This window comes from Bacillus nitratireducens, from assembly GCF_036320425.1.
GTDB classification, from domain to species: domain Bacteria; phylum Bacillota; class Bacilli; order Bacillales; family Bacillaceae_G; genus Bacillus_A; species Bacillus_A nitratireducens.
Genome location: NZ_JAUMJO010000004.1, coordinates 314,099 through 336,680, shown reverse-complemented (window position 1 = coordinate 336,680; position 22,582 = coordinate 314,099). Strand labels below are relative to the sequence as shown.

29 protein-coding genes are annotated in these 22,582 nt (G+C 34.1%); 7 read left to right on the top strand and 22 right to left on the bottom strand.

Annotation, left to right across the window (positions count from 1 at the left end; translation table 11 throughout):
- Positions 1 to 11: 11 nt before the first annotated feature.
- Entirely contained in the window at positions 12 to 449 is a 438-nt protein-coding gene (locus tag Q3V31_RS17320; protein WP_090813513.1) for an NUDIX domain-containing protein, read from the bottom strand.
- A gap of 93 nt (positions 450 to 542) precedes the next feature.
- Between Q3V31_RS17320 and Q3V31_RS17315 the strand changes: the two genes are divergently transcribed.
- The gene (locus Q3V31_RS17315) at positions 543 to 1,358 is read left to right on the top strand and encodes an arylamine N-acetyltransferase family protein (RefSeq protein ID WP_329765670.1); all 816 of its coding nucleotides are present in this window, start codon (positions 543 to 545) and stop codon (positions 1,356 to 1,358) included.
- Here Q3V31_RS17315 and Q3V31_RS17310 read toward each other — a convergent pair.
- From Q3V31_RS17310 to Q3V31_RS17285, 6 genes are all read right to left on the bottom strand, one after another.
- Positions 1,350 to 1,589 (bottom strand): DUF3953 domain-containing protein, encoded by a 240-nt coding sequence (locus Q3V31_RS17310; protein ID WP_000619305.1) that lies wholly within the window; start codon positions 1,587 to 1,589, stop codon positions 1,350 to 1,352. The genes Q3V31_RS17315 and Q3V31_RS17310 overlap by 9 nt on opposite strands.
- Positions 1,590 to 1,611: 22 nt before the next feature.
- Positions 1,612 to 1,857: a DUF3977 family protein gene (locus tag Q3V31_RS17305; RefSeq protein ID WP_000873838.1), complete on the bottom strand. Its 246-nt coding sequence runs from the start codon at positions 1,855 to 1,857 to the stop codon at positions 1,612 to 1,614.
- 115 nt (positions 1,858 to 1,972) lie between these two features.
- On the bottom strand, positions 1,973 to 3,823 hold the full coding sequence (locus tag Q3V31_RS17300; protein ID WP_329765669.1) for a sigma-54-dependent Fis family transcriptional regulator: 1,851 nt from the start codon (positions 3,821 to 3,823) through the stop codon (positions 1,973 to 1,975).
- A gap of 314 nt (positions 3,824 to 4,137) precedes the next feature.
- Complete coding sequence (locus Q3V31_RS17295) at positions 4,138 to 4,476, bottom strand: NIPSNAP family protein (RefSeq protein WP_000499965.1); 339 nt, start codon at positions 4,474 to 4,476, stop codon at positions 4,138 to 4,140.
- A 4-nt stretch (positions 4,477 to 4,480) separates the two neighbouring features.
- Positions 4,481 to 5,041 (bottom strand): GNAT family N-acetyltransferase, encoded by a 561-nt coding sequence (locus Q3V31_RS17290; protein ID WP_090813516.1) that lies wholly within the window; start codon positions 5,039 to 5,041, stop codon positions 4,481 to 4,483.
- 12 nt (positions 5,042 to 5,053) lie between these two features.
- Positions 5,054 to 5,824, bottom strand: a complete 771-nt coding sequence (locus tag Q3V31_RS17285; protein WP_071734453.1) for a DeoR/GlpR family DNA-binding transcription regulator — start codon at positions 5,822 to 5,824, stop codon at positions 5,054 to 5,056.
- A gap of 249 nt (positions 5,825 to 6,073) precedes the next feature.
- On the opposite strand from Q3V31_RS17285, the gene Q3V31_RS17280 reads away from it, so the two are divergent.
- Complete coding sequence (locus tag Q3V31_RS17280; protein ID WP_090813517.1) at positions 6,074 to 6,565, top strand: hypothetical protein; 492 nt, start codon at positions 6,074 to 6,076, stop codon at positions 6,563 to 6,565.
- A gap of 49 nt (positions 6,566 to 6,614) precedes the next feature.
- On the opposite strand, the gene Q3V31_RS17275 is transcribed toward Q3V31_RS17280, so the two are convergent.
- Positions 6,615 to 7,241 (bottom strand): DUF4085 family protein, encoded by a 627-nt coding sequence (locus Q3V31_RS17275; protein ID WP_090813518.1) that lies wholly within the window; start codon positions 7,239 to 7,241, stop codon positions 6,615 to 6,617.
- A gap of 221 nt (positions 7,242 to 7,462) precedes the next feature.
- On the opposite strand from Q3V31_RS17275, the gene Q3V31_RS17270 reads away from it, so the two are divergent.
- Entirely contained in the window at positions 7,463 to 8,059 is a 597-nt protein-coding gene (locus Q3V31_RS17270; RefSeq protein ID WP_088008722.1) for a hypothetical protein, read from the top strand.
- A 76-nt stretch (positions 8,060 to 8,135) separates the two neighbouring features.
- Here Q3V31_RS17270 and lpdA read toward each other — a convergent pair whose 3' ends face one another.
- The 5 genes from lpdA to Q3V31_RS17245 all read right to left on the bottom strand — a co-directional run bounded on the left by lpdA (position 8,136) and on the right by Q3V31_RS17245 (position 13,457).
- Positions 8,136 to 9,515, bottom strand: a complete 1,380-nt coding sequence (gene lpdA, locus Q3V31_RS17265) for a dihydrolipoyl dehydrogenase (RefSeq protein ID WP_090813520.1) — start codon at positions 9,513 to 9,515, stop codon at positions 8,136 to 8,138.
- 15 nt (positions 9,516 to 9,530) lie between these two features.
- The gene (locus Q3V31_RS17260; protein WP_329765668.1) at positions 9,531 to 10,730 is read right to left on the bottom strand and encodes a dihydrolipoamide acetyltransferase family protein; all 1,200 of its coding nucleotides are present in this window, start codon (positions 10,728 to 10,730) and stop codon (positions 9,531 to 9,533) included.
- Between the two features lie 27 nt (positions 10,731 to 10,757).
- Positions 10,758 to 11,792: an acetoin:2,6-dichlorophenolindophenol oxidoreductase subunit beta gene (acoB, locus tag Q3V31_RS17255; protein ID WP_090813522.1), complete on the bottom strand. Its 1,035-nt coding sequence runs from the start codon at positions 11,790 to 11,792 to the stop codon at positions 10,758 to 10,760.
- Between the two features lie 17 nt (positions 11,793 to 11,809).
- Positions 11,810 to 12,808: an acetoin:2,6-dichlorophenolindophenol oxidoreductase subunit alpha gene (gene acoA / locus Q3V31_RS17250; RefSeq protein WP_329765667.1), complete on the bottom strand. Its 999-nt coding sequence runs from the start codon at positions 12,806 to 12,808 to the stop codon at positions 11,810 to 11,812.
- 169 nt (positions 12,809 to 12,977) lie between these two features.
- Positions 12,978 to 13,457 carry a DinB family protein gene (locus tag Q3V31_RS17245; protein ID WP_090813524.1) on the bottom strand — a complete coding sequence of 160 codons (480 nt, stop codon included), beginning with the start codon at positions 13,455 to 13,457 and terminating at the stop codon, positions 12,978 to 12,980.
- Positions 13,458 to 13,645: 188 nt separating this feature from the next.
- On the opposite strand from Q3V31_RS17245, the gene Q3V31_RS17240 reads away from it, so the two are divergent.
- Entirely contained in the window at positions 13,646 to 14,491 is an 846-nt protein-coding gene (locus tag Q3V31_RS17240; protein WP_218011625.1) for an oxidoreductase, read from the top strand.
- Between the two features lie 196 nt (positions 14,492 to 14,687).
- Here the strand turns inward: Q3V31_RS17240 and Q3V31_RS17235 are convergent, their stop codons facing one another.
- From Q3V31_RS17235 to Q3V31_RS17215, 5 genes are all read right to left on the bottom strand, one after another.
- Positions 14,688 to 15,071, bottom strand: a complete 384-nt coding sequence (locus Q3V31_RS17235) for a DUF4181 domain-containing protein (RefSeq protein WP_001261511.1) — start codon at positions 15,069 to 15,071, stop codon at positions 14,688 to 14,690.
- Between the two features lie 165 nt (positions 15,072 to 15,236).
- Positions 15,237 to 15,554 carry a DUF4181 domain-containing protein gene (locus Q3V31_RS17230; protein WP_090813526.1) on the bottom strand — a complete coding sequence of 106 codons (318 nt, stop codon included), beginning with the start codon at positions 15,552 to 15,554 and terminating at the stop codon, positions 15,237 to 15,239.
- Positions 15,555 to 15,617: 63 nt separating this feature from the next.
- Positions 15,618 to 16,460 (bottom strand): PP2C family serine/threonine-protein phosphatase, encoded by an 843-nt coding sequence (locus tag Q3V31_RS17225; protein WP_329765666.1) that lies wholly within the window; start codon positions 16,458 to 16,460, stop codon positions 15,618 to 15,620.
- Positions 16,438 to 16,917, bottom strand: a complete 480-nt coding sequence (locus Q3V31_RS17220) for an HIT family protein (protein WP_000106232.1) — start codon at positions 16,915 to 16,917, stop codon at positions 16,438 to 16,440. The genes Q3V31_RS17225 and Q3V31_RS17220 overlap by 23 nt, the downstream gene beginning before the upstream one ends.
- A gap of 108 nt (positions 16,918 to 17,025) precedes the next feature.
- Entirely contained in the window at positions 17,026 to 17,199 is a 174-nt protein-coding gene (locus Q3V31_RS17215; protein WP_000579044.1) for a hypothetical protein, read from the bottom strand.
- A 224-nt stretch (positions 17,200 to 17,423) separates the two neighbouring features.
- Between Q3V31_RS17215 and Q3V31_RS17210 the strand changes: the two genes are divergently transcribed.
- A complete protein-coding gene (locus Q3V31_RS17210) occupies positions 17,424 to 17,660 on the top strand; it encodes a hypothetical protein (protein WP_000283216.1) in 237 nt (78 codons plus the stop codon).
- Positions 17,661 to 17,707: 47 nt separating this feature from the next.
- On the opposite strand, the gene Q3V31_RS17205 is transcribed toward Q3V31_RS17210, so the two are convergent.
- Both Q3V31_RS17205 and Q3V31_RS17200 read right to left on the bottom strand, forming a co-directional pair.
- On the bottom strand, positions 17,708 to 18,544 hold the full coding sequence (locus Q3V31_RS17205; RefSeq protein WP_001059834.1) for an ABC transporter permease: 837 nt from the start codon (positions 18,542 to 18,544) through the stop codon (positions 17,708 to 17,710).
- Complete coding sequence (locus tag Q3V31_RS17200) at positions 18,537 to 19,742, bottom strand: quaternary amine ABC transporter ATP-binding protein (protein ID WP_000370622.1); 1,206 nt, start codon at positions 19,740 to 19,742, stop codon at positions 18,537 to 18,539. The genes Q3V31_RS17205 and Q3V31_RS17200 overlap by 8 nt, the downstream gene beginning before the upstream one ends.
- 173 nt (positions 19,743 to 19,915) lie before the next feature.
- On the opposite strand from Q3V31_RS17200, the gene Q3V31_RS17195 reads away from it, so the two are divergent.
- A complete protein-coding gene (locus Q3V31_RS17195; protein ID WP_001227642.1) occupies positions 19,916 to 20,773 on the top strand; it encodes a glycine betaine ABC transporter substrate-binding protein in 858 nt (285 codons plus the stop codon).
- Positions 20,774 to 20,826: 53 nt separating this feature from the next.
- On the opposite strand, the gene clpP is transcribed toward Q3V31_RS17195, so the two are convergent.
- Positions 20,827 to 21,408 carry an ATP-dependent Clp endopeptidase proteolytic subunit ClpP gene (clpP, locus tag Q3V31_RS17190; RefSeq protein WP_002147396.1) on the bottom strand — a complete coding sequence of 194 codons (582 nt, stop codon included), beginning with the start codon at positions 21,406 to 21,408 and terminating at the stop codon, positions 20,827 to 20,829.
- A gap of 20 nt (positions 21,409 to 21,428) precedes the next feature.
- Positions 21,429 to 22,115, bottom strand: a complete 687-nt coding sequence (locus Q3V31_RS17185; protein ID WP_000337527.1) for an RNA polymerase subunit sigma-70 — start codon at positions 22,113 to 22,115, stop codon at positions 21,429 to 21,431.
- A gap of 144 nt (positions 22,116 to 22,259) precedes the next feature.
- Here Q3V31_RS17185 and Q3V31_RS17180 point away from each other — a divergent pair, with 144 nt between their 5' ends.
- Positions 22,260 to 22,580, top strand: a complete 321-nt coding sequence (locus Q3V31_RS17180) for a 2Fe-2S iron-sulfur cluster-binding protein (protein WP_071734435.1) — start codon at positions 22,260 to 22,262, stop codon at positions 22,578 to 22,580.
- The last annotated feature ends 2 nt before the right edge of the window (positions 22,581 to 22,582 follow it).

Below are 22,582 nucleotides of genomic sequence, written 5' to 3'. Positions count from 1 at the left end.
CTATTTTTCATCTATAAAAATATTTTATCGGGATACGGTAATGCTAAAGGTGGCTTTTCAGATAAAAGGAAATATTTTAGTTTTACAGATTCTCCATCAATTGCTTTCAATCCACCGCCAATAACTTCACACTCAAATACAACAACAATATATTCTACTTGATCTCCATTCGAATATGTATGACGGAACTCTTTCCCTCCAAATACACCTTTTTCTTTTTTCACTTTTACTTTCAATCCTGTTTCTTCCCATACTTCTCTAACAACCGCTTCTTCTGGTGTTTCTCCTGGTTCGATTGCCCCTGCTGGCAAACTCCAGTATTCTCCTCCAGGATATTGAAATAAAATTTCCCTCTTCTCGTTTTTAATTACAGCAGCTATACTCGGCATAAAAATAAGTTCAGATCCTAATTTTTCACGAAGTCTTTTATAATATAATGACATCGGCATTTGACTTTCTCCCCTCACAATAAATAACTGCATTTTCTAACAATTATTATATGACATTATTAATATCAACATCTATATAGAAAGGAAAATCAAATGTCCCAAGAAAAACTAACAAATCAGTTTCTATCGTTTTTATCCGTTACAAAAAAGCCTGTAAGTTTAAATTTTTTAAATGAACTTGTTAAAGCTCATCAAGAGAAAGTAAAGTGGGAAACTCTTACTAAAATAATTGACTGGGGAAAAGGTAAGAAAACAGGTAATTACTTTCCTTCCATCAAGACATACATAAATCGAATTACAACTAAAGGTATGGGCGGTACTTGTTGGACTCATTCTATTGGATTTCATTGGCTATTATCAAATCTAGGTTTTTCTGTGCAGTATATGTATATGGATCCTGGGCATTTATGCTTACGTATTAACTTAGAGCAACCTTATTATGTTGATGTTGGTTACTGTGCACCTTTATTTCAAGCATTTCCACTTTATGAATCATTTCAAGTAAGTGATGTAAGGGAAACATTTGCTTATCAAGTATCAAATAAGGAAATTCATATTACTAGAGATCCTGGTCCAGCAAAAATCTTAAATACAGAGCCAATACATTTAACAAGTATGAAAGAACTCATTACAAAGTCTAATGACTGGCATTCTTCTCCTGTATTAAAAAAAATTCAAATTTTCGGTTATATCGATGGCATTCCAACTTCTATTAATGATAATGTTTTAAAACGATATTTCCAAGGTAAGAAAAGCGAACATAGCCTTACCTCTTCTGAGCTTACTTATTGGATAACCGAAAAATTTTGTATTGATAAAAAAATGTACCAAACAGCTACTGAAATTTTTAATGAGAAAACTTCAAAAAATAAACTGTTACTCCATATGCTAAGTAACAGTTTATTTTAAATATTTTATTAGCGATACAATGATACAAAACAGCGATGTAAGTAAAAGCAACAACCCCATATTCTTATTCTCTTTTTCATCCTTCTTAACGTTTTGTATCCCCATACCGGCGAGCATAAAACCTAAAAGTAATTGTAAAATGAGCATACTTTGCTTCGAATCATCCTTCCAACTGTAAATAGAATAGCCCATTATAATAAAAGCGAGTATGAATGTGATAATTCTAATCATAAAAAACACCCCCTGTTTGATTCTATTGTTTTAACCTACTCACCATTCCAACAATAAACTTATACTCAGCTCTACTTTTTCTTACTTTCTTAAAACCCTCTTTCGTATCAAAAATAAAACACGTTTTCCGAAACCAAATTCGTACATATAAAGACTCAAAATAAATAGGTTTAATAATTCCTCGTTCCTCAAATTCAGTTCCATCTTTATTTTCGGTTTCCGTTCGAATGAACCACCTATTCCCGATTCCAATTTCAATATACTTCACATGCTAACCCCCTTCAGGAAATCTTCTTTCTAATTATTCTATTATTTCCCTGGCAAGCGCACATTCCGACAGAACATGAGCCCATAAAGAAAAAGTAGATTACAAAAATCTACTTTTATAGCCTGAATTTTTGCATACGTTTATAAAATGTACTGCGTGGCACATCTAATAGTTTTGCAGCTAACGAAACATTTCCATTCGTCTTTTCTAGCGCTTCAATCATACTATCACGCTGTATTTTTTCACGGAAATTTAATGTATGCTCTGTTTTATTTTCTGCTTGCAATTCAAGTTGATGTTGATTTCCCATCATTGTTTGTAATAAAAAAGAGATTTGTTTTTCGCATATTTCCCGTCCTTGCGACAAAATGTATATGCGTTCTAATACATTTAATAATTCTCGAATATTTCCGGGCCATGTATGCTGTGAAAATTGATTACAAATACTCTTTGGAAATACAACATTCCAATCCTTTCGTTCACAAAAATGTTGTATGAAGTACGGAATATCCTCTTTTCTTTCTATTAACGACGGAACATATAGGGGATAAACATGTAAACGATAATATAAATCTTGACGGAATTTCCCTTCTTCTACTAATCGTAGTAAATCTTTATGTGTCGCAGTAATAATACGAATATTTACTGGTACCTCTTTTGAACTACCAATTGGGGTTACTGTTCGTTCTTGCAAAACACGCAATAATGTCACTTGCATCTCTGGCGGCACTTCACCAATTTCATCTAAAAATATTGTTCCTCCGTCTGCTTGTTCGAATTTCCCTTTATATCCTTGGCGCCGCGCACCTGTAAACGCACCTTCAGCATAACCGAATAATTCACTTTCCATTAATTCTTTCGGTAATGAACCGCAGTTAACAGCTATAAAAGGACCATTTTTTCTTAGACTATTTTCATGAATCGCTCTCGCTACATATTCTTTCCCTACACCTGTTTCACCACATACATATACACTAGCGTCAGTTGGTGAAACAAGCTTAATTTCTTCTAAAGTATGTTGAAATACGCTGCTTGTCCCAATAACTCCAGGAAAAGTAATTCCGTTTATAAATGGGAAATTAGAAAATAAATTCGCCTGTTTATTTTCCTTTAAATAAATACATTTCCCAATCATTCTATCATTACTATATACTGGTACTTCTAATTTAGATTTCAATCCATTGTATATTAAATCTTCAAGTTTCATTCGTGACCAATTACATACTCGTTCACGAACCCTCTTGCTCGCAGAAACGATAACATCACGATGGTTACAAATAACAACTTGTTCATCACTGTCAATTACATCTAAAAAACGATGGATTAAATGCAGTTCATTTTGATGTACTCGAATACTACATTCACGTTCAATCGCATGCGCGATCGAAGTTACCATTCCGAGCATATATGGATGTGAAAACTCAATTGGACAGGAGAAATCTAGAACACCAATTAATTTCCCATCATCATTATGAATCGGAGAGGCCGCACAGCTCCAGCTATGAGATGCGACAGAATAATGCTCTGTACCACTTATCATAATAGCCTCTTCAATCTCTAACGCTGTTCCTATCGCATTTGTACCAACAGCTGCTTCCGTCCATTTCACACCTTCAATAAAATTAATATGTTTCGCTCGTTTCAACGTTTGCTGATTTCCACTTAATGATAGAACATAACCATCTGGATCAATTAATAATGCCATCATTTGCAGTTCATCAATGGTTTTTCTCATATTTTGTATTTGAGGTATTGCTATATCAAGGAAGATTTCACTTTTTTTCTTTTGATCCTGAAAAATATTAGAAGACAAAATTTTCTGACCTTTATTCATATGAGGATTCACATTTGCTTGTTTACATCGATACCATGACTCTGAAATTCTTTCGTTTATACGGTTCGAATCAAGAACACCTTCATCAACAAACTTTTTCCATGTATGTAAGTAAAACGGTGAAGCTAACATTGTATCATCTCCCTATCCATTGTTTTGGAGATCTGTAAAAACATACTTTTATTATAAAACTGAATAAAAGCGTTTTCAACATAACTAGAAAGACGACACAAATATGTTAATAATTTGAATATCTTAATGAACTCCTTTATTCTTTTTTAGTAGAACTATATTTTGTATAATGGACGCAAAGAAAATACATAGCCAAAACCACTTTTGTGGATTGCCGTTTATAAAGAAAACTATTACTGCTATTGCAAATAAAATGGTAGATGCTAAACTAAAATATAATTTTGTTTTAATTCCCATTATCCATCACCCCTCTATCACTTTACAGTACATACTAACCCTTCATTTTTTAACTCTAATATGTACTTCTGTAAAACATATTCTCTTCCGCCATGTTTTTCATACCAATCATGTATTCTTTTAACATGCTTCTCGTCACTTCTAATTTTCGATTCTATTTCTTTATACTCGTCATAACTATCATATTCCCATATGGCGAATATTTCAGTTGTACCATCATTATTATCTTTCATCCAGCGTCCTATTAGCCTGGAACCATGCTTTAATTGATTAGGTAAGTTCGTGGTATTAAAATGCTCATTAAATATTTCTATAAATTCATTCTTTACTATATAGTACTTTCTTCTGTAAAACATTCCACTACACCTCTTTTATGAAATGTATTAACCTTCCCATTACTACCGTATTATAATACTTCCCATCCGACAGCCTTTTATCACTTTTTAAAATACCTTCTACTTCAAAACCTAATTTTTTATAAAGTTGGATGGCTTTTTCATTTGTCTCTAACACTTGTAATGATATCTTTTTCACTTCATTTTCGTCAGCCCACTGAATTGATTGTTGCAATAGACTCTTACCCATCCCATATCCCCAAAACTCTCTTAAAATACAAACGCCAAACTCTACTTTATGGGATAATCTCCTCAAATTTGATCCTTCACATCTTGAAAATCCTACGATTCGGTTGTGCACTTCTGCAACTAAAAACAGATTTTTCATCTCTTCACTATCTGATTTTATTATTTTTTGAAAACCTATCTTATCTATAAATCCCTCTCCAGCTTCTCTATCCATATTTTCAGTTTCGCCATCGATCTGAACTCTAATTTCCGATAACTGCTCAGCATCCGTTTCAGCTGCAGAACGAATTGTAAAAGTTAATCCATTTATATAAAACTCTTGTCCTTTTATAATCATTTCAAACTCCTTTTAAATGGGGGTTATTGATGCTATTACAATTTCCTTACCTTGTTTCGCAAATTCTTGGATCGTTTCTTTACTAGCCTCTTCATCTGTTATTATAAGGTCAATTTCTATCAGTGACTCTCCTTTTATAAAGCAGTCTATTCCGAGTTTATTATGAGGAGCTAAACAAATGTTTCTTCTAGCAATTTTACTTACTGTTTTTCCAAAATAAGCAACTTCTGGTGATGCAGTACTTATACCATTCAATGAAACACCACCACCTGTAGAGAAATAAAGATCAATAGATAATCTACTTATCATTTCAGAGGCAAGTGTATCTGTCACATTTCCTGATGGTTTTACCTTACCACCAATTAAATACACTTCTATGTTCTTGTATTCTCGTAATGAACTAGCTATCTCTATAGAATTCGTAATAACTGTAAATGATGTTTCGGGTAAAAATTTTAACATGGCACAATGAATTGAAGCCCCACCAATAAAAACGGAATCTCCTTCTTGTATATAAGATGCAGCAACTTTCGCAATCGCATCTTCCTCTATTGAACCATCACTATAACGTTTCGAGGGTTCGGCAGCTAAGTTTCTCACTCGCGTAAGTTCAACTGCACCTCCGTGCGTTCTTTTTAATAAACCATCCTTCTCCATTATAGACAAATCTCTTCTTATAGAATCGATAGACATATCGAAGCGTTCCGCAAGATCCTTTGCAATTACTCTTCCATCTTTCTTAAGTAACTCTAAAATTTTCTCTCTACGCTCTTCAGTGAACATGTTATCACCACCATTATTGAAGATTCAGAAATTTAATCTTTATTTTAATTATATGCATGCTTTTTCTGTATTACAATATTTTCAATTCTTATTTATTCCGTTTTATACAGTTTTCCCCCTCTTTCTATCACGTTAACTGACAACGAAATAAATGTATATTTGCATATTCCACAAATATACTTCCATTTAACTTCCTATTGATGTAAAATTATTCCTATGTTTTACTTTTTAATACAGAAAGGGATTACTATGAAATCTATAATTAAAGTAACTTGTACAGCATTATTATTTACAGGAATAATGGCAGGATGTAATGGTAGTACTACACCAAAACAAGAAAAGAGCGCTCTTGAAAAGAATGCAATGCACTATGGGGAAATATTTAAAAACGAATACTATAGAGCAACTGTTGAAAATGCTAAATTCGAAAAAATAGACAAAGAGTGGCGTCTCACAGCTCGCGTTACAATAAATAATGCTCGTGCTGACGGACAAACGATAGATCTTTCAGAAATAAAATATTTCATAAAAGATGAAAAAACGGGTGAAAAATATGAAGGTGAATTTATTCAAAATGAAAATGCTAAAAAGGTTCCATCTGAGTTTTCTTTAACTACCGACATTGTATTTAATATGAAAGCTTCTCCAAAAGATTTAAATACCATGTATTTATACATAGATAGCAAAGCTGCGCCGTTAACAGATACTTATTGGAAACTTGATAATTTAGCATCTAAATAAAAAACAGTCTTATAAGACTGTTTTTTTGTTTGTAAAATTATAAAGTTTACTAGTTACCTATCTCAAGCAATACGTCTTTTGCACAAATCGTCACTTCTTCAAATGGGCAATCAAATAAAACACCCAATTCGAACCCTTCATTAGTAAGATCTATTTCATGACTTAACCACCAAGCACCTTCAAAATTTTCCGGAATTGAACACTTCGTTACGCCTGTAAAAGTTACTTCCAGTTTATCAAATTCACTGAAAGTACCACTGCAATCTAAAATAATAATTAGCGTATCTTTTGATATTCTCTCTACTGATTTGACTACACTGTCATGTAGTAAGTAATCATGTAACTGAATAACATTTGTTGGGAGTTTTTTCTTAATCGAATGGAATTGCTCTAAGTAGAATCGATCTAAATGAGCCCTTCTTTTCTCACAATCCTCTATCCACTCTTTCATAAGTTTTTTCAATTCACTAGAAGGATATTCTGAATTAATTGTGGTGCTATGAATAAATGGGTGTATGGATTCAGGAAGGAATTTTAATAAATCTATTTTCCTTTCCTTAATTTCCTCAATTAAACTTTGTATATTCATTTCTGACCATTCTTTTATAGACTCTATAAAACTTACAAATTCTATAATTTGCATTTCTTTATACCAATCTTTATTGAAATACTTCAATAGCTTTCCTCCTAAAACATTTTAACATCCAACAAAAGCGATATATCTATTTATTATATCATTCCGATAACTATTTTTTCTAAAGAAAAAATGCAAAACTGTAAATATTCCGCCTTTTATTTCTAAAACTTCAGAATATTTACAATATTTCTCATTTGGAATACATTTTACTAGTACAAAGATTCACCTGTACAAAAATCTAAACAAAAAGGGATGGTTATATGTTGAAGAAATTAGTAGCAGGGACATTAGTAGCGGGGTTTGCATTAACTGGAGGACTAGGAGTAGCAAGCGCTGAAGAAAAAAGTAATGTAATTAAATCATTTGATTATTTAAAAGTGGATGAACAGAATGTTACTTCCTTTGCAAAATTAAACGATACATCAAAAAAAGACATCCAAATTACTATGGTATTACCAGAGCAAAATGAAAATGGAGATTGGCTAGCTTATGGTTTTACTAGCCGCGAAACATTAGATGCTTATATTGAAAAGGATAAAAAAGCACTTAAAAATAAAATTAATCCTTTAGGTAGCGGTGCTGGTAGTACTGATTTTTATGAACATAAAGATAAAGGTGGCCAATATATTTACTGGAGCAGCGGTTTTAAAAACTTACCATCTAGCTGGAACGACAGAATTTCCTCTGTAAGTACAGCGTCACCTTCTGCAAGTTATTCAACGACGCTTTGGGAGCATACTTCAACACAAGGTTATGGAAAAGGTGTTGTATTTAAACACGCTGATTGGTACGGTAAAACTGCTAATTTAGCTGCCGATTGGAACGATATTACTTCAGCTATTGAAATTAAAAAATAATTGTATATTTACTAATTGAAAAAATCCAACCCACTATTCTCTTATTAATGAGAATAGTGGGTTATTATGTTTCTATTTAAGCATGCACAGCATGTCCTACTGCCTGCAATAACGCCTCATGAATCGCTTCAGATAAAGTTGGATGCGCTGCAATATAATCTCGCATTATATCAGCTGTAACTTCTGTATGAATCATTACAGTTCCTTGTCCGATTAGTTCGGTTGCACGAGGACCGATAATTGAAATCCCTATAATTTCTTGATATTTAGGTTCAACAATAACTTTTACTTTCCCCGTTTGTTCTCCAATAATAAGCGCTTTTCCGTTCGCTGTAAAAGAAAATTCTCCAATTAGTATATCCCCATATTGCTCTCTTGCTCCTTTTTCTGTTAAACCGACACTAGCAATTTCTGGAGCTGTATAAATACAGCGAGGTACAGCATGATAGTTTACTTTCACATCTTCTCCGCTCGCGTGTAATGCTGCTGTCGTTCCTTCATGGAAAGCAACGTGAGCAAGCTGTATTCCACCAATCACATCACCCGCTGCGTAAATATGTGATCTGTTTGTTTGCATATGTTTATTCACAGAAATTCCTTTATTTGAAAATTGAATGCCTGCTTTTTCTAAATCTAATTGTTGTACACGTGGTTTTCGACCGACAGAAACGAGAACAAATTCCGGATTGGCTTCTTGGATACTTCCTTCATATTCAAATGAAGCCTGCTTCTTATAATTATTTAATCCTTTTAAAGCTGCTCCTGTAAATATTTTCACACCATCATTTTCTAGTTTCTCTCTTAAAATATGTGCGATATCTTCATCTTCACCAGGTAATAATTGCGGTGCCATTTCAACAATCGTAACTTTTGTTCCAAGACGACTATAAATACTTGCAAACTCGCAACCTATTACACCACCGCCAACGATTAATAATGATTTCGGTATATTTTCTAGGGACATTGCATGACTACTATTTAAAATCCACTTCCCATCAAATGGAGCAAAAGGTAATTCAGTTGGTTCTGATCCTGCCGCTATAATGAACTGTTCTCCATCTACTACATCTTCTTTTTCACCGTGTGTAACTCGCACACGGTGATCCGTTTCAAATTTCGCTTTACCTTGTACAACTTTTATTTTATTTTTCTTCATTAAATATTGAATTCCTTGGACGAGCTGCGTTACGATTTGTGATTTCCTCGCCTGTATTTGCTTCCAATCAATTGATATACTTCCTTCGTTAAGTGTAACTCCATAATTATTCGCTTTTCTCACAATGTCATGCACTTCCGCACTTTCTAACAATGATTTCGTGGGCATACAACCGACATTTAAACAAGTCCCGCCAAGATCAGCTTCATCAATAAGAGTGACATCTTTTCCATTTTGAGCCGCGGTAATTGCCGCTACATAACCAGCAGGTCCGCCCCCAATAACAACTAAATTACTCATTTTCTCACCTTCTCTTTATAAAAGAATTGTTACAGGTTCTTCTAAATAACGTTTAATTGTGCGTAAAAATCCAGCTGCTGGTGCACCGTCTAGTACACGATGGTCGAATGTTAAACTTAAAGGTAACATACTTCCTTTTCTTAATTTTTTCCCTTTATATACAGGAACATGTTCAATTGCACCTACACCTAAAATACCAGTTTCAGGTGTATTTAATACTGGCGTAAAATATTCAATACCGAAGCTACCTAAATTACTAATTGTAAATGTTGTCCCTTGCATATCATCACTACTTAAACTGCCTTCTCTTGCTTTTTGTGCAACAGTTTTAATCTCTTTAGATAACTCTACTAAAGATAGATTATTAGCAAAGCGAATAGCCGGAACGACTAATCCTTTTTCTAACGCGACTGCCATACCTAAATGAACATGTTCAAATTGATGAATGGCATCATCTATATAAGCGCTATTCATTTCTTTATGCTCCCCAAGCGCTAATACAACAGCACGAGAAACAAAATCCGTAATGGTTAGTTTGTTATCGTATCGTTTTTGTACAACTTCCGCTATTTCTTTATGTAAAGCAACTAAATCTGTAACATCTACTTTCATCGTTAATGTTAATTGCGCACTATTTTGTAAGCTTGCATGCATACGGTTCGCAATTGCTTTTCGCATACCAGTAACAGGAATGACTTTACTTTCTTCTTGTTCAAGTACTTCTGGAATTTCTACTCTTTCTTCAAGCGCCTTTAATACATCTACCTTTGTAATTCTTCCGCCAGGTCCTGTACCAATTAATGATCTAATATCGAGATTTTCAGTTTTTGCAATTTTCTTTGCTACTGGAGATATTTTAACTCTTTGCTTCGTCACATCTATCGCATATGGTTCTGGATGTTGTACCTTTTTAGGTTCTGGGTTAGATGTTTTTTCTTCTACAACATTTGTATTTTCATAGACTTCTACTTTTTCGTTTGGCTTACCGATGTAGCAAATTACAGTACCCGGCGGCACTCCCTCATCTTCACTTACAGCTATATCAAGAACAGTTCCATCAGCTGGTGCTTCTATTTCAGTTTCGATTTTTTCCGAGTTAATACTAGCAATTAGTTCACCTTTTTCTACATTATCACCTGCTTTAATATTCCAGCTCGTAATAATACCTTCTTTCATCGCCATACCTAACTTCGGCATTACAACTTCTACAGCCATGTTTCTCTCTCCCTTCTCATCATTTCATTACACATGTAATAAAGATTGGTCTCCGATCATTTCTGATACAGTTTCAATTACTTTCTCCGGCGTTGGTAAATATAACTTTTCAAGTGGTGGCGAAAACGGAACTGGTGTATGTGGTGCTGTAATTCGTTTAATAGGTGCATCTAACAAATCGAATCCTTTATCCGCTACAATTGCTGCAATATCTGTTGCGATACTACATCTTGGATTTGCTTCGTCGATAACAATCAGGCGATTCGTTTTTTCAACAGATGTTAAAATCGTATCTTCATCCAGCGGTGATAAAGAACGTGGATCGATTACTTCTACTTCGAGTCCTTTTTCCGATAATTGCTTTGCAGCTGCAAGTGCTGTATGAACTTGTTTTCCAATTGCAACTATTGTTACATCAGAACCTTCACGTTTAATATCTGCTTTTCCTAAAGGAATTGTATAGTACCCTTCTGGTACTTCGCCTTTCATATTGTAAAGTGTTTTATCTTCAAAGAAGATTACTGGGTCGTCATCTTCAATTGCCGCTAATAATAAGCCTTTTGCGTCATAAGGAGTGGAAGGAACGACAACTTTTATACCTGGAATGCTCGTAAATAACGCATATAAACTTTGTGAATGCTGTGCCGCTGCGCTAAAACCAGCACCATGCATCGTACGTACTGTAACTGGCACTTTCGCTTTACCACCGAACATATAGCGGAATTTTGCGCCTTGGTTTAATACTTGATCAAGGCAACTACCGATAAAGTCATTAAACATTAATTCAGCTATCGGACGTAAACCTGTTGCAGCAGCTGCCATCGCCGCTCCCATATAACCCGCTTCTGAAATTGGAGTATCTAAAATACGATTTCGACCAAATTCTTGTACAAGTCCTTTCGTAACACCGAGTACACCGCCCCATGCTTCATCATCTTGCAAGTGATCCACTTGTGCACCGCCTGCAACATCTTCTCCGATTAAAATTACATTTTCATCACGACGCATTGATATTTTCATCGCTTCATTGATTGCAGTTGACATACTTACTGTTCTAGTCATTATTTTTCACCCTCCTCTTATTTGTAAGAAACGTACACATCTTTTAATAATTCTTCATCCTCTGGATATGGACTATTTTCACTAAATTCAATTGATTTTTGTACTGCTTCATCTACTGCCTTTTCCATATCCACAAGTTCAGATTCAGTTAATAAAGCTTCATGAATTAAATGCTTACGGAAATTCACAATCGCATCTTTTTCATTTAAATGTTCTTCTTTTTCTTCTGAAATTTTATACGTTTGCGCTTCACCTTCGAAATGACCGTAATTACGATATGTCATACATTCAATTATTGTTGGACCACCGCCATTACGCGCACGTTCTACTGCTTCTTCCGCCGCTTTATACACTGCAAGTAAATCTTTTCCATCGACTTGAACACCTGGAATATTGTAAGCTTTCGCTCGATCTGCAATGGAATCACAACTTGACGCATATTCAAATGTTGTTGCTTCACCGTAACCGTTATTTTCTGCGATAAAAATAACTGGTAACTTCCAAATCGCTGCTAAATTAACCCCTTCGTGAAATGTCCCTTCATTATTTGCTCCGTCACCAAAGAAGCAAACACTCACATCTTTCGTTCCTTTATATTTAGCTGTTAATGCTGAACCGCAAGCAAGTGGAAAACCTCCGCCTACAATCCCATTTGCACCAAGCATTCCTTTATTTAAATCAGCAATATGCATTGAACCGCCTTTACCTTTACATAACCCTGTCACTTTCCCAAAAAGTTCAGCCATCATTCCGTTTAAATCACAGCCTTTTGCGATACAATGCCCATGTCCTCTATGCGTACTTGTAATACTGTCACTATCCGTTAAGTGGGCACATACACCAACTGCTACCGCTTCTTCACCTGCGTATAAATGAACGAAACCTGGCAGAACGCCTTGCGCGAATAATTCATGTACCTTATCTTCAAACTTACGAATCTCTAACATTTTTTCATACATCCAACGAGCTTGTTCTTTCGTAATTTCATTCCCTTTACTTTCAGTTGTTTTTAACATGTCCAGCCCTCCTATTTTGTTGTTCATCTTTTATATTGCAAGTACCGTGCCAAATTCTAATCCTTAATTTAATAGGTTTTCTCTTCCTTTTTAAAACAAAAAAGTGGACAAAATGAGACAGTTGTCTCGTTTTGTCCACTTTTGTTCACTCTGTTAGAGAATTATTACCTTATTGACTATCAAAACTCTTCTGTAATTTTCGAATGTAAATAATTTGACCAATATGATATGCATTATGAGTTGTTACATTAGCTAGCACTTCCCACCACTTCGCAGATACAGGAAATCCAACTACATCACATACAACCTTTTCTTCATTTATGAGATTTTGCCATTGTAATAGTTTCTCTAACAGTTTTTCTCTTAACTCTTCAAATGTTTGATTATCAGATAGCATAAAACTTTTGTTATTATCACCAATAGCGGGCACGGCATTGACATTTGATTCTTTATACCTTGTTTGCCACGTCGAGTTCCAATACAGTAAATGTTGTACAATTTCAGCTATACTATTACACTCTTCATTCGGTTTCCAGAAAGCTTCTCTCTCAGATAAATCCTTAACTGCATCTGAAAATGGAATATACCAACTAGGATCATTCGCATTTGCTAATAATTGATCTGCTATTACATCTTTCACATGGGCCATTTTTCTTCCCTCATTTCATTAACGTATTAATACTCACTTCTTTATATACGCTGAGTCCGTATAATTCCCTCTTTTAAAAATCTCATAGAATATAGAATTAACGGGTATTGCTCTCATTGCAAATATAGGAATAATAGATTTTCTTTTCATAACTCGTTATGATAAAAGAAAAAGAAAGTGAGCAAAAAATGAATAAAAAAATCGCAGTTATAACCGGGGCTTCAAGTGGATTCGGTCTTTTAACAACACTTGAGCTTGCGAAAAAAGGCTATTTAGTCATCGCTACAATGCGAAACCTTAATAAACAAGAAGATTTAATTTCTCAAGTTACTAAACTCAACTTACAGCAAAACATAAAAATTCAACAATTAGATGTAACCGATCAAAACTCTATACATAACTTTCAATTATATTTAAAAGGAATAAGCAGAGTTAACCTTCTCATTAATAATGCAGGATATGCAAATGGGGGCTTTGTAGAAGAAATTCCAGTAGAGGAATACCGTAAACAATTTGAAACGAACCTTTTTGGAGCTATATCAATTACTCAACTTGTTTTACCTTATATGAGAGAACAGAAAAGCGGAAAAATTATTAATATAAGCAGTATTAGCGGCCAAGTCGGATTCCCTGGTTTATCCCCTTACGTTTCTTCAAAATATGCATTAGAAGGCTGGAGTGAATCCCTTCGCTTAGAAGTAAAACCGTTCGGAATAGATGTTGCTTTAATTGAACCAGGTTCTTATAACACGAATATATGGGAAGTTGGTAAACAATTAGCTGAAAACCAATCTGATACAACCTCTCCTTACAAAGAGTATATGGATAAAATACAAAAGCACATAAACAATGGCAACGATACACTTGGTAATCCGATAGATGTTGCCAATAAAATCGTAGAAATTGCTGAAGCAAGGCGTACTACATTACGATATCCAATTGGGAAAAGCGTAAAATTTATGATCTTTGCGAAGAAGGTTCTTCCTTGGAGATTGTGGGAGTTTCTTGTTTTGAGGAGTTTTAAGAAAATGTAACTTTAACACGAATAGTAACCATTTATCATCTTTCAGATAAATGGTTACTATTTACTTTATGATTTCAACATTTGTACCCTCAATACCTATTATTATAAGTGATTGATCTTTAAATTTTTCACGAATCCATTTTTAAAATTACGGTTGAATCCAAAATAATCCATCCTCTTATATCTCTCGCATCAATATTTTTTTATTATGTAGCAGGTGGAACGAAGTAAAATAGCATCGAAGTCATAAAAATAAATGCAAATAATCCAATTATCGAAAAAATATATTCTTTCGATTCTCTATCATACTTCCATTCCATCCATGTCCTTAGGATCCACGTAACCCCTAAATAAGTGAAAATGATAAACCAAATATTAGTGCTTTCGAATTTAAAGATGTAAATAAAACTAATTATTAAATAAACAAAAAGCAGTCCTATTTCCAATTTTTTATGTAAGCTATTTACATATTTATTATATCCCCAAAACCCGCTCTTTGGCATATTCAATTTTTTTCTTAAAAATCGATCCAAAAAGTAGCCCGCTATACAAAAAACAAAAATTATGATCCAAAATGTATAGGTTCTCAATATCATTCCTCCTATTACTTCATTGAATTGTTTAAAATAAAGTGGACTATCTTAACGGTTATTGAACGAGTATTCTTGAATGATTTTCATTAAAAATGATTTCTTCTGCACGTAAGAAAGGTCTTTTCATTTCTTCTCTCCCTCTTCCTTTAAATTTATACTATTTTAAAGGAAGAAATATAGTATAAACCCTGTTATTATTAATGCTACAACTCCTAATAATGAAATCAAAAACTCACGCGATTCCTTATCATATTTCCACTCCATATATGATTGAAATCCATATAACGTAATAAAAAATAAAAGAGGTGCATAGCCCATAAATATACGATTTGGAAGAAAAGTGCTTATAGCAATAACAACTATATAAGAGGAAATGATAATTCTATTTCCCCACTTATGTGTATCATTCACATATTGGCTATTCCATCCTTTTTGTTTCGGTATATTTAACTGTCTTCTCGCTATCCTTTCAAAAACCAATAAAGATAGCACCCATAAAATTAATAAGGATATTTTTGTAACTGACAGAAAACCCTCTCCTCTTTATTTTTTCACTTTAATTTTCTCCGGCTGATCACTCGGATACGTAGCATGTATTTTATTTTCAACGTCCCAACTAATAATTGTCGCACTATCTCGTCCGAATTGATGATGAACATGTTCTAACACATTATGAATATTTTCTTTTAACTCAATATTATTTCCATTCATATCATTATAAAGATTTAATGGCGTTTCATACCGGCGTTCTCCACATTCCAATACCCCATCTGTCACCATTACAATTCGATTCTTTCCAGTACGTAATTCACGAATTCCTGAAGAATAGCAAGGAACCGGTAAATCAAATGTGTTTACATTTCCAATCCATTCGTAAAAGTGGCGTTGATTCAATGTATATTGTCCTAGTTTATGTAATTCATCATGAAATACATAAACTAGGCAATCACCAATAGATAGCCACCATATGTACTTTTCTTTTCTTACACATATTAAGCAGGCTGTTTCACCTTTTGCATTTTTGCATTTTTCTTTAAATGACTGCGATTGAAAAATTGCAAGTATATGATTTTCAACAGATCGAAATACTGTTTTAATTGATTCTTTCATAATCGCTTTTATATTTTCATTTTCTTTTTGGATTGTATTTACTACTAATTCAACACTTTCTGCACTATTATGTCCGTCTAATATAACGGTGAATTCCCAATCATCATTCGACCAAACTAATGCACCATCTTCATTCTTTTTTGCTCCGGCGCTTATATTTCCGCCGTATTTACCAAGTACAATATCACCATATTGCTTAACTGAAACCTCATCTAAACACATTTCTCTACTTCCAACCCATGAATATTGTGTATTATTTGTTGTATGCATACTCATTCACCATATACTTTCGTATTCTTTCGCATAGTTTTTTAATTTTCTCTGAATCTCCATGTGGTGCACCAGTCCAATTTGCTACTTCAGTCGGTGACCAAAACTCTTTTGGTGTATTTGGATAACGCGGTATAATGTGCATATGCATATGTGGTACACCATTACCTGAAACGAAAGTATAAATATGTTCTGCTCCTTCGCTTTCTTTTAGCGCTTTACTTACTCTACTTGTTATAAGTCCGAACGCTTTCGCTTCTTCATCTGTGAGTTCAGCAAGACCAGGTACATGTCTTTTTATATCTATCATTACATAACCAAGGTATGTTTCTTCGCTATCCCAGTGGACATGTCCAACGTAAACTAGTTTATCTTCGTAAATAGCTCCACCTGGAACTGTAATGTTTCCTATATGTTTTTCGCAAATAAAGCAATTTTGTTCTACTTGATTGTTAGTTGACATATCCATCACCATCCTTTTTATTTATAATATCATAAAAAAAGGAAAAACAGGATTTATATTCCGAAAATTCTTTCCTTTAATACAGCAATTTTTGAAATAAATTTACACTCATTCTTTCTTCAAAAATGCAATCCCAATTACGATCCCAATCACAATTCCGATTACTAAATTATTTGTAAAGTACCCTTGAAACACACCGGTTATAACACCTATAACGACACCAATTGTCATTGCATCATTTCTTTTTATATTTTTAGACAAAATTGCATCTCCTCCAATCATTTCTCCCTATATAATATCTATTTACATAAACGTGATAATATCCTAATTTATCCGCTATTCCCCTTGGATATTTCCAAAAAATGTACTTTAAACTATAAATGTATTACTTTTCCATTTCCTGTACATACTCCTCTTATTTTGAAAAATTTTCAAGTCACCATTACATATACATAGGCATTTACTATAAGAAAGATCAGTAATTTATTGAAGGAGGAACGACTCAAATGTATCCTCATTGGAATCCAAATATAAATCAACAATATGCTTACTCCCCCCATCCTGTAAGAAATACACTGCATCATGATTCTCAATATATGATGCAGCGCATCGCAAGCCTTGAAAGCCAATTAGCTAAGTTAATCTCTTTAATCGAAGAAAATAATCATTTAATAAAATCAATGGAACAACAGCAAAACCAAGTTTGTGCACCAGCTGGAGGTTCTGTTATTGTTCGGATGTAATTCGAATGCAAAAAACACACTTTGTAGTATAAAGTGTGTTTTTTGCATTATTTTCTTTTTGTATAAAACCCTTGCGTAATTCGGTCTAATATAATCGCAATCACGACGATAGCTAGTCCAGCTTCAAATCCCATTCCGATATTTACTTGTGTTACAGAGCGATATACATCGACGCCAAGTCCTGGCGCTCCTACAAGTGAAGCTGTTACAACCATTGATAATGAAAGCATAATACTTTGATTCACGCCAGCCATGATCGTTCCGGTTGCGAGCGGTAATTGTACTTTAAATAATTTTTGTGATGCGGTAGAGCCAAATGCATTCGCAGCTTCAATTAAATCTTCTGGAACTTGTCTAATTCCTAAGTCTGTAAAACGAATTGTCGGTGGCATAGCGAAAATTACCGATGCAATAATACCAGGTACAACGCCTACACCAAAAAACGTAATGGCTGGTATCAAATAAACGAATGCCGGCATTGTTTGCATAAAATCTAATGTCGGTTTTAAAAATTTTGAGAAACGTTCATTTTGAGATGCTAAAATGCCAATGGGAATTCCGATAATAATTGAAATAATAACTGACGTAAGTACGAGCGCTAATGTTTGCATCGTTTGTGCCCAGTAGTTAATATTTAAAATAAATAATAATCCGATGAGCGTAAAAATAACTAAAGATAATTTTCTCGTTGTATACCAAATGAGGAAACATAGGAGAATAATCATCAATATGGCTGGTATTATTGTTAAAAAATTAGTGAGTAAATCAACAAATCCACCAATAATATAGGAGAATCCTCGGAACAAGCCTTCAAAGTGCTCATATAAACTTGCAACAAATGAATCAACCCATTCACCTAATGGAATGCGCGGAATATTATTCATCGTCTTTCACCTCTTCCTCAATGTTACCTGCAAGAGCTTGAATGACACTTTCACGTTTAATAATTCCTCTTAACCTTTTCTTCTCATCAATTACGGGTAACGGATATTTCATCTCCGCCATTTTTGCATACGTTTCTTCAAGTAAAGTATCTAAATAAACGTGCGGAATATCGTTAAGTAATAAATCAGCAATCGGCCACTGTTTTTGTACTGCTTTACTTGCATCATCCGCAGTTAATATACCTAAAAATTCATACTTTTTGTTTACAACATATACGGTAGAAACACCTGCATTCCTCATAATTTGAAGTGCTACACGTGGTCCACGATCAATTAATAAAGTCTCCGGTCGTTTTAATATAGATTCCGCCGTAATTACTTTTCCTAAATTCACGTCCGCCACGAATTTCTCTACAAATTCATTGGCAGGACTCATCATAATTTCTTCCGGCGTTCCAATTTGAACGATTTCTCCATCTTTCATTAATGCGATACGATCTCCAATGCGAAGCGCTTCATCTAAATCATGTGTAATAAATATAATTGTTTTTTCCATTTTATCTTGTAACTCTAACAATTCATCTTGCATTTCTTTTCGAATCAGTGGATCTAAAGCACTAAATGACTCATCCATTAACAATACATCTGGATTATTCGTTAATGCCCTTGCGATTCCAACACGCTGCTGCATACCACCACTAAGTTGACTTGGGTAATTATCTTTATGATGATCTAGCCCTACTAACTGTAGCGATTCTAACGCCTTATTTTCTCTTTCCTCTACTGGAACTCCTTGAATTTCTAACCCGTACGCAACGTTTTGTATCACTGTACGGTGTGGAAATAAAGCGAACTTTTGAAACACCATGCTCATCTTCGTTCTTCTTACTCTTCGCAACTCTTCTTTTCCCATCGTCGCGATATCTTCACCATCTATGTATATATGCCCCGCTGTCGGTTTAATTAATTGATTTAGCATTCGAACCAATGTAGATTTCCCACTACCAGACAAACCCATAATAACGAAAATTTCTCCAGTGTATACTTCAAACGTTGCTTTTTTCACACCAACGTTCATTCCTGTCTCCTTTAAAATTTCGGATTTGCTTTTTCCTTCTTTTAATAAGGTAAGCGCTCGTTGCGGATGTTTCCCAAAGACTTTTGTTACATTTTCAACACGTACCTTTGTATTATCCATGTCACTACTCCTTTTCTACCCATCTATTTACATAGTGTTGCGATTTTACAGAGAAATATTACATAAAAATGACATATATAAGATTTCTTTAAAAATTCTTGTTTCCGTTCATAATAAGAAGGTTCACTTATAGATTAATTTATAAAAAGCAAAAGCTTCACAGGAGGTTTTGAATGCGAAAAAAAATATGGATTATAAGTCTGTTACTATTTATTAGTATGATTTTCACTTCTTGTAATGCAACAAATGCAAATTCGAAAGGAAAAATTAAACTTGGTGTAACAAGTTGGAAAGAAAATATCGCAACCGCAAATATGTGGAAAGTTTTATTAGAAGAAAAAGGCTATAAAGTTGAACTCATGTATTTAGAAAAAGCTGCGATATGGACTGGCGTTGCACGCGGTGATGTTGATGCGAATCTAGAAGTATGGCTTCCTGTTACGGATAAACCATTAAATGCGCGTTACAAAGATGACATCGTCTTAAAATCAAAATGGTATGAAGGTACCGGGCTTGGTTTAGTCGTCCCTTCTTATGTGAAAAACGTTAACAGTATTGAAGATTTAAATGCACATAAAGATGAGCTAGATAATAAAATTGTTGGGATTGAACCTGGTAGTAGCCTTATGAATTTAACAAATAAAGCAATGAAGGAATATGATATAAAACTAAAACTTGTCCAATCTTCAGAAGCTGCGATGATGAGCGAACTAAAGAAGGCATATACGAAAAAGAAACCAATCGCTGTTACGCTTTGGAATCCTCATTGGGGCTTTTCAGAATTTGACTTAAAATATTTAAAAGACCCTAAGAAAGTATATGGTGAAAAAGATGACATTTATTACTCAGTTCGTAAAGGTTTCGAAAAAGATCATCCGGATATTGTGAAATACTTTGATCAATGGAAAATGAACGATGAACAACTAGGTACTTTAATGGTCATGCTAAATAAAACGAAAGATCCGGAAGAAGCCGCGCGAAAATGGATTAAAAAAAATCAAGCTTTAGTTGATGAATGGATAAAAGAATAAAGAACGACAAAAACAGGCTAGAGAATTCAACCTATTCTCTAGCCTGTTTAATATTATTTTTTCTCAATAACTGCATCGACAATTCCATATTCCTTCGCTTCTACTGCCGTCATAAAATAATCTCTTTCTGTATCATGAGCTACCTTTTCTACTGGTTGCCCTGTTCGATCAGATATGATTTTGTTAATATCATGTTTTAACTTTAATATTCTTTTTGCTGTAATTTCAATCTCCGTTGCTTGCCCTTTTACACCGCCGAGCGGCTGATGAATCATAATTTCACTGTTAGGGAGCGCAAATCTTTTTCCCTTTGCGCCAGCTAATAGTAAAAGCGCACCAAATGATGCCGCAAAGCCCATACAAAGTGTTTGCACATCTGGTTTAATAAGGTTCATCGTATCTAATATTGCAAATCCTGCTGTCGTTGAACCGCCCGGACTATTGATATAGAGGAATATATCTTTTTCTGCGTCTTCCGCTTCTAAAAATAATAATTGTGCTACTACACTGCTTGCAACTTGATCGTTAATTTCTGAACCGATCATAATAATTCGGTCTTTTAATAACCTTGAATATATATCATAGGAGCGCTCTCCTAATTTCGTTTGTTCTACTACGTAAGGAATTGCATTCATATTAAATCCCTCCATCTATTTTATGCCGCACTAAGCATACAACTGTAAGAAGAAGGTTTTTTCATACTGAATAATAACACCGGTTGTATTGATGGTAACTTAGTGAAGTCTATTGTTGGGAGAAGTTTCGTCAACAATTCAGGTCTTTCTTCACGAATAGAAGTTACAACGATTTCAACATCATCCGTGTACTCCACTATTTCAATGCCTTCTTCACTTACAGTTTTCAGCCTATTTCTACTCCTAAATAACGATGCTTTTACTGCACCTTCTGATACCGAACATACTTTAGCGATATCCGCGATACTATACTGAAAAACATCCTTCAATAATAAAATTACAGATTGTTGCACATTTAACGAAGACAATACTTTCCCTACCATTTCATGCAAATCTGCAATTTTTTCATGTGGTTCTTCAAATGTAATTTGCTGTTCTAACTTTTCTTGAACGGATTTTGATTTCATTTGATCTAACCATTGATTTCGAGCAATTTTATACAGAAGTGTTATACAAATTTTCTTCTCACTATACTTTTGAAGAACTTTGCAAATTGCTTCTTGGGCAAGGTCTTCCCCATCCCATTTATTCTTCGTCAAAAACGTACAGTATCTTTTTACCTCTGCATAATGTTCGATTAATAAATTTATATTTGAATGATTCATATCGATATGATTCTTTAAAATCTGAGTTACTTTTGTGCACAAAATAACCACTCCTTTTCAGCGCTTATTTATTAAACGATTGAACAAATAAAAAAGTTACGGTGCTTGTAAAAAAATTTTATGTTTATGTTCATGAATACGGGTCATAAATATGTTATATAGAATTTTACATGAGGAGGAATCAATTTGCCAAAATTAACAGTGGAAGGTACCGGAACTTTTGATATTAAAAAAGGAACGAAATTAGTATTAGCACTTGAAGATAACGGTGTACACATTCTTCATCGTTGCGGTGGCAAAGCCAGATGTACAACTTGCCGAATTGAAGTCATTGCAGGTGATTTTTGCGAGGCGACAAATGATGAAAAACAAGCTATTACGGAAAAAGGAATTGAAGACCACTTACGATTATCGTGCCAAATGCGTGTACATAAAGATATTACTGTTCGCCCTATACTTACAGTTGAAAATTCCGGTTTAGATGCTGGACCACGCCCGGCGGAGTAAAA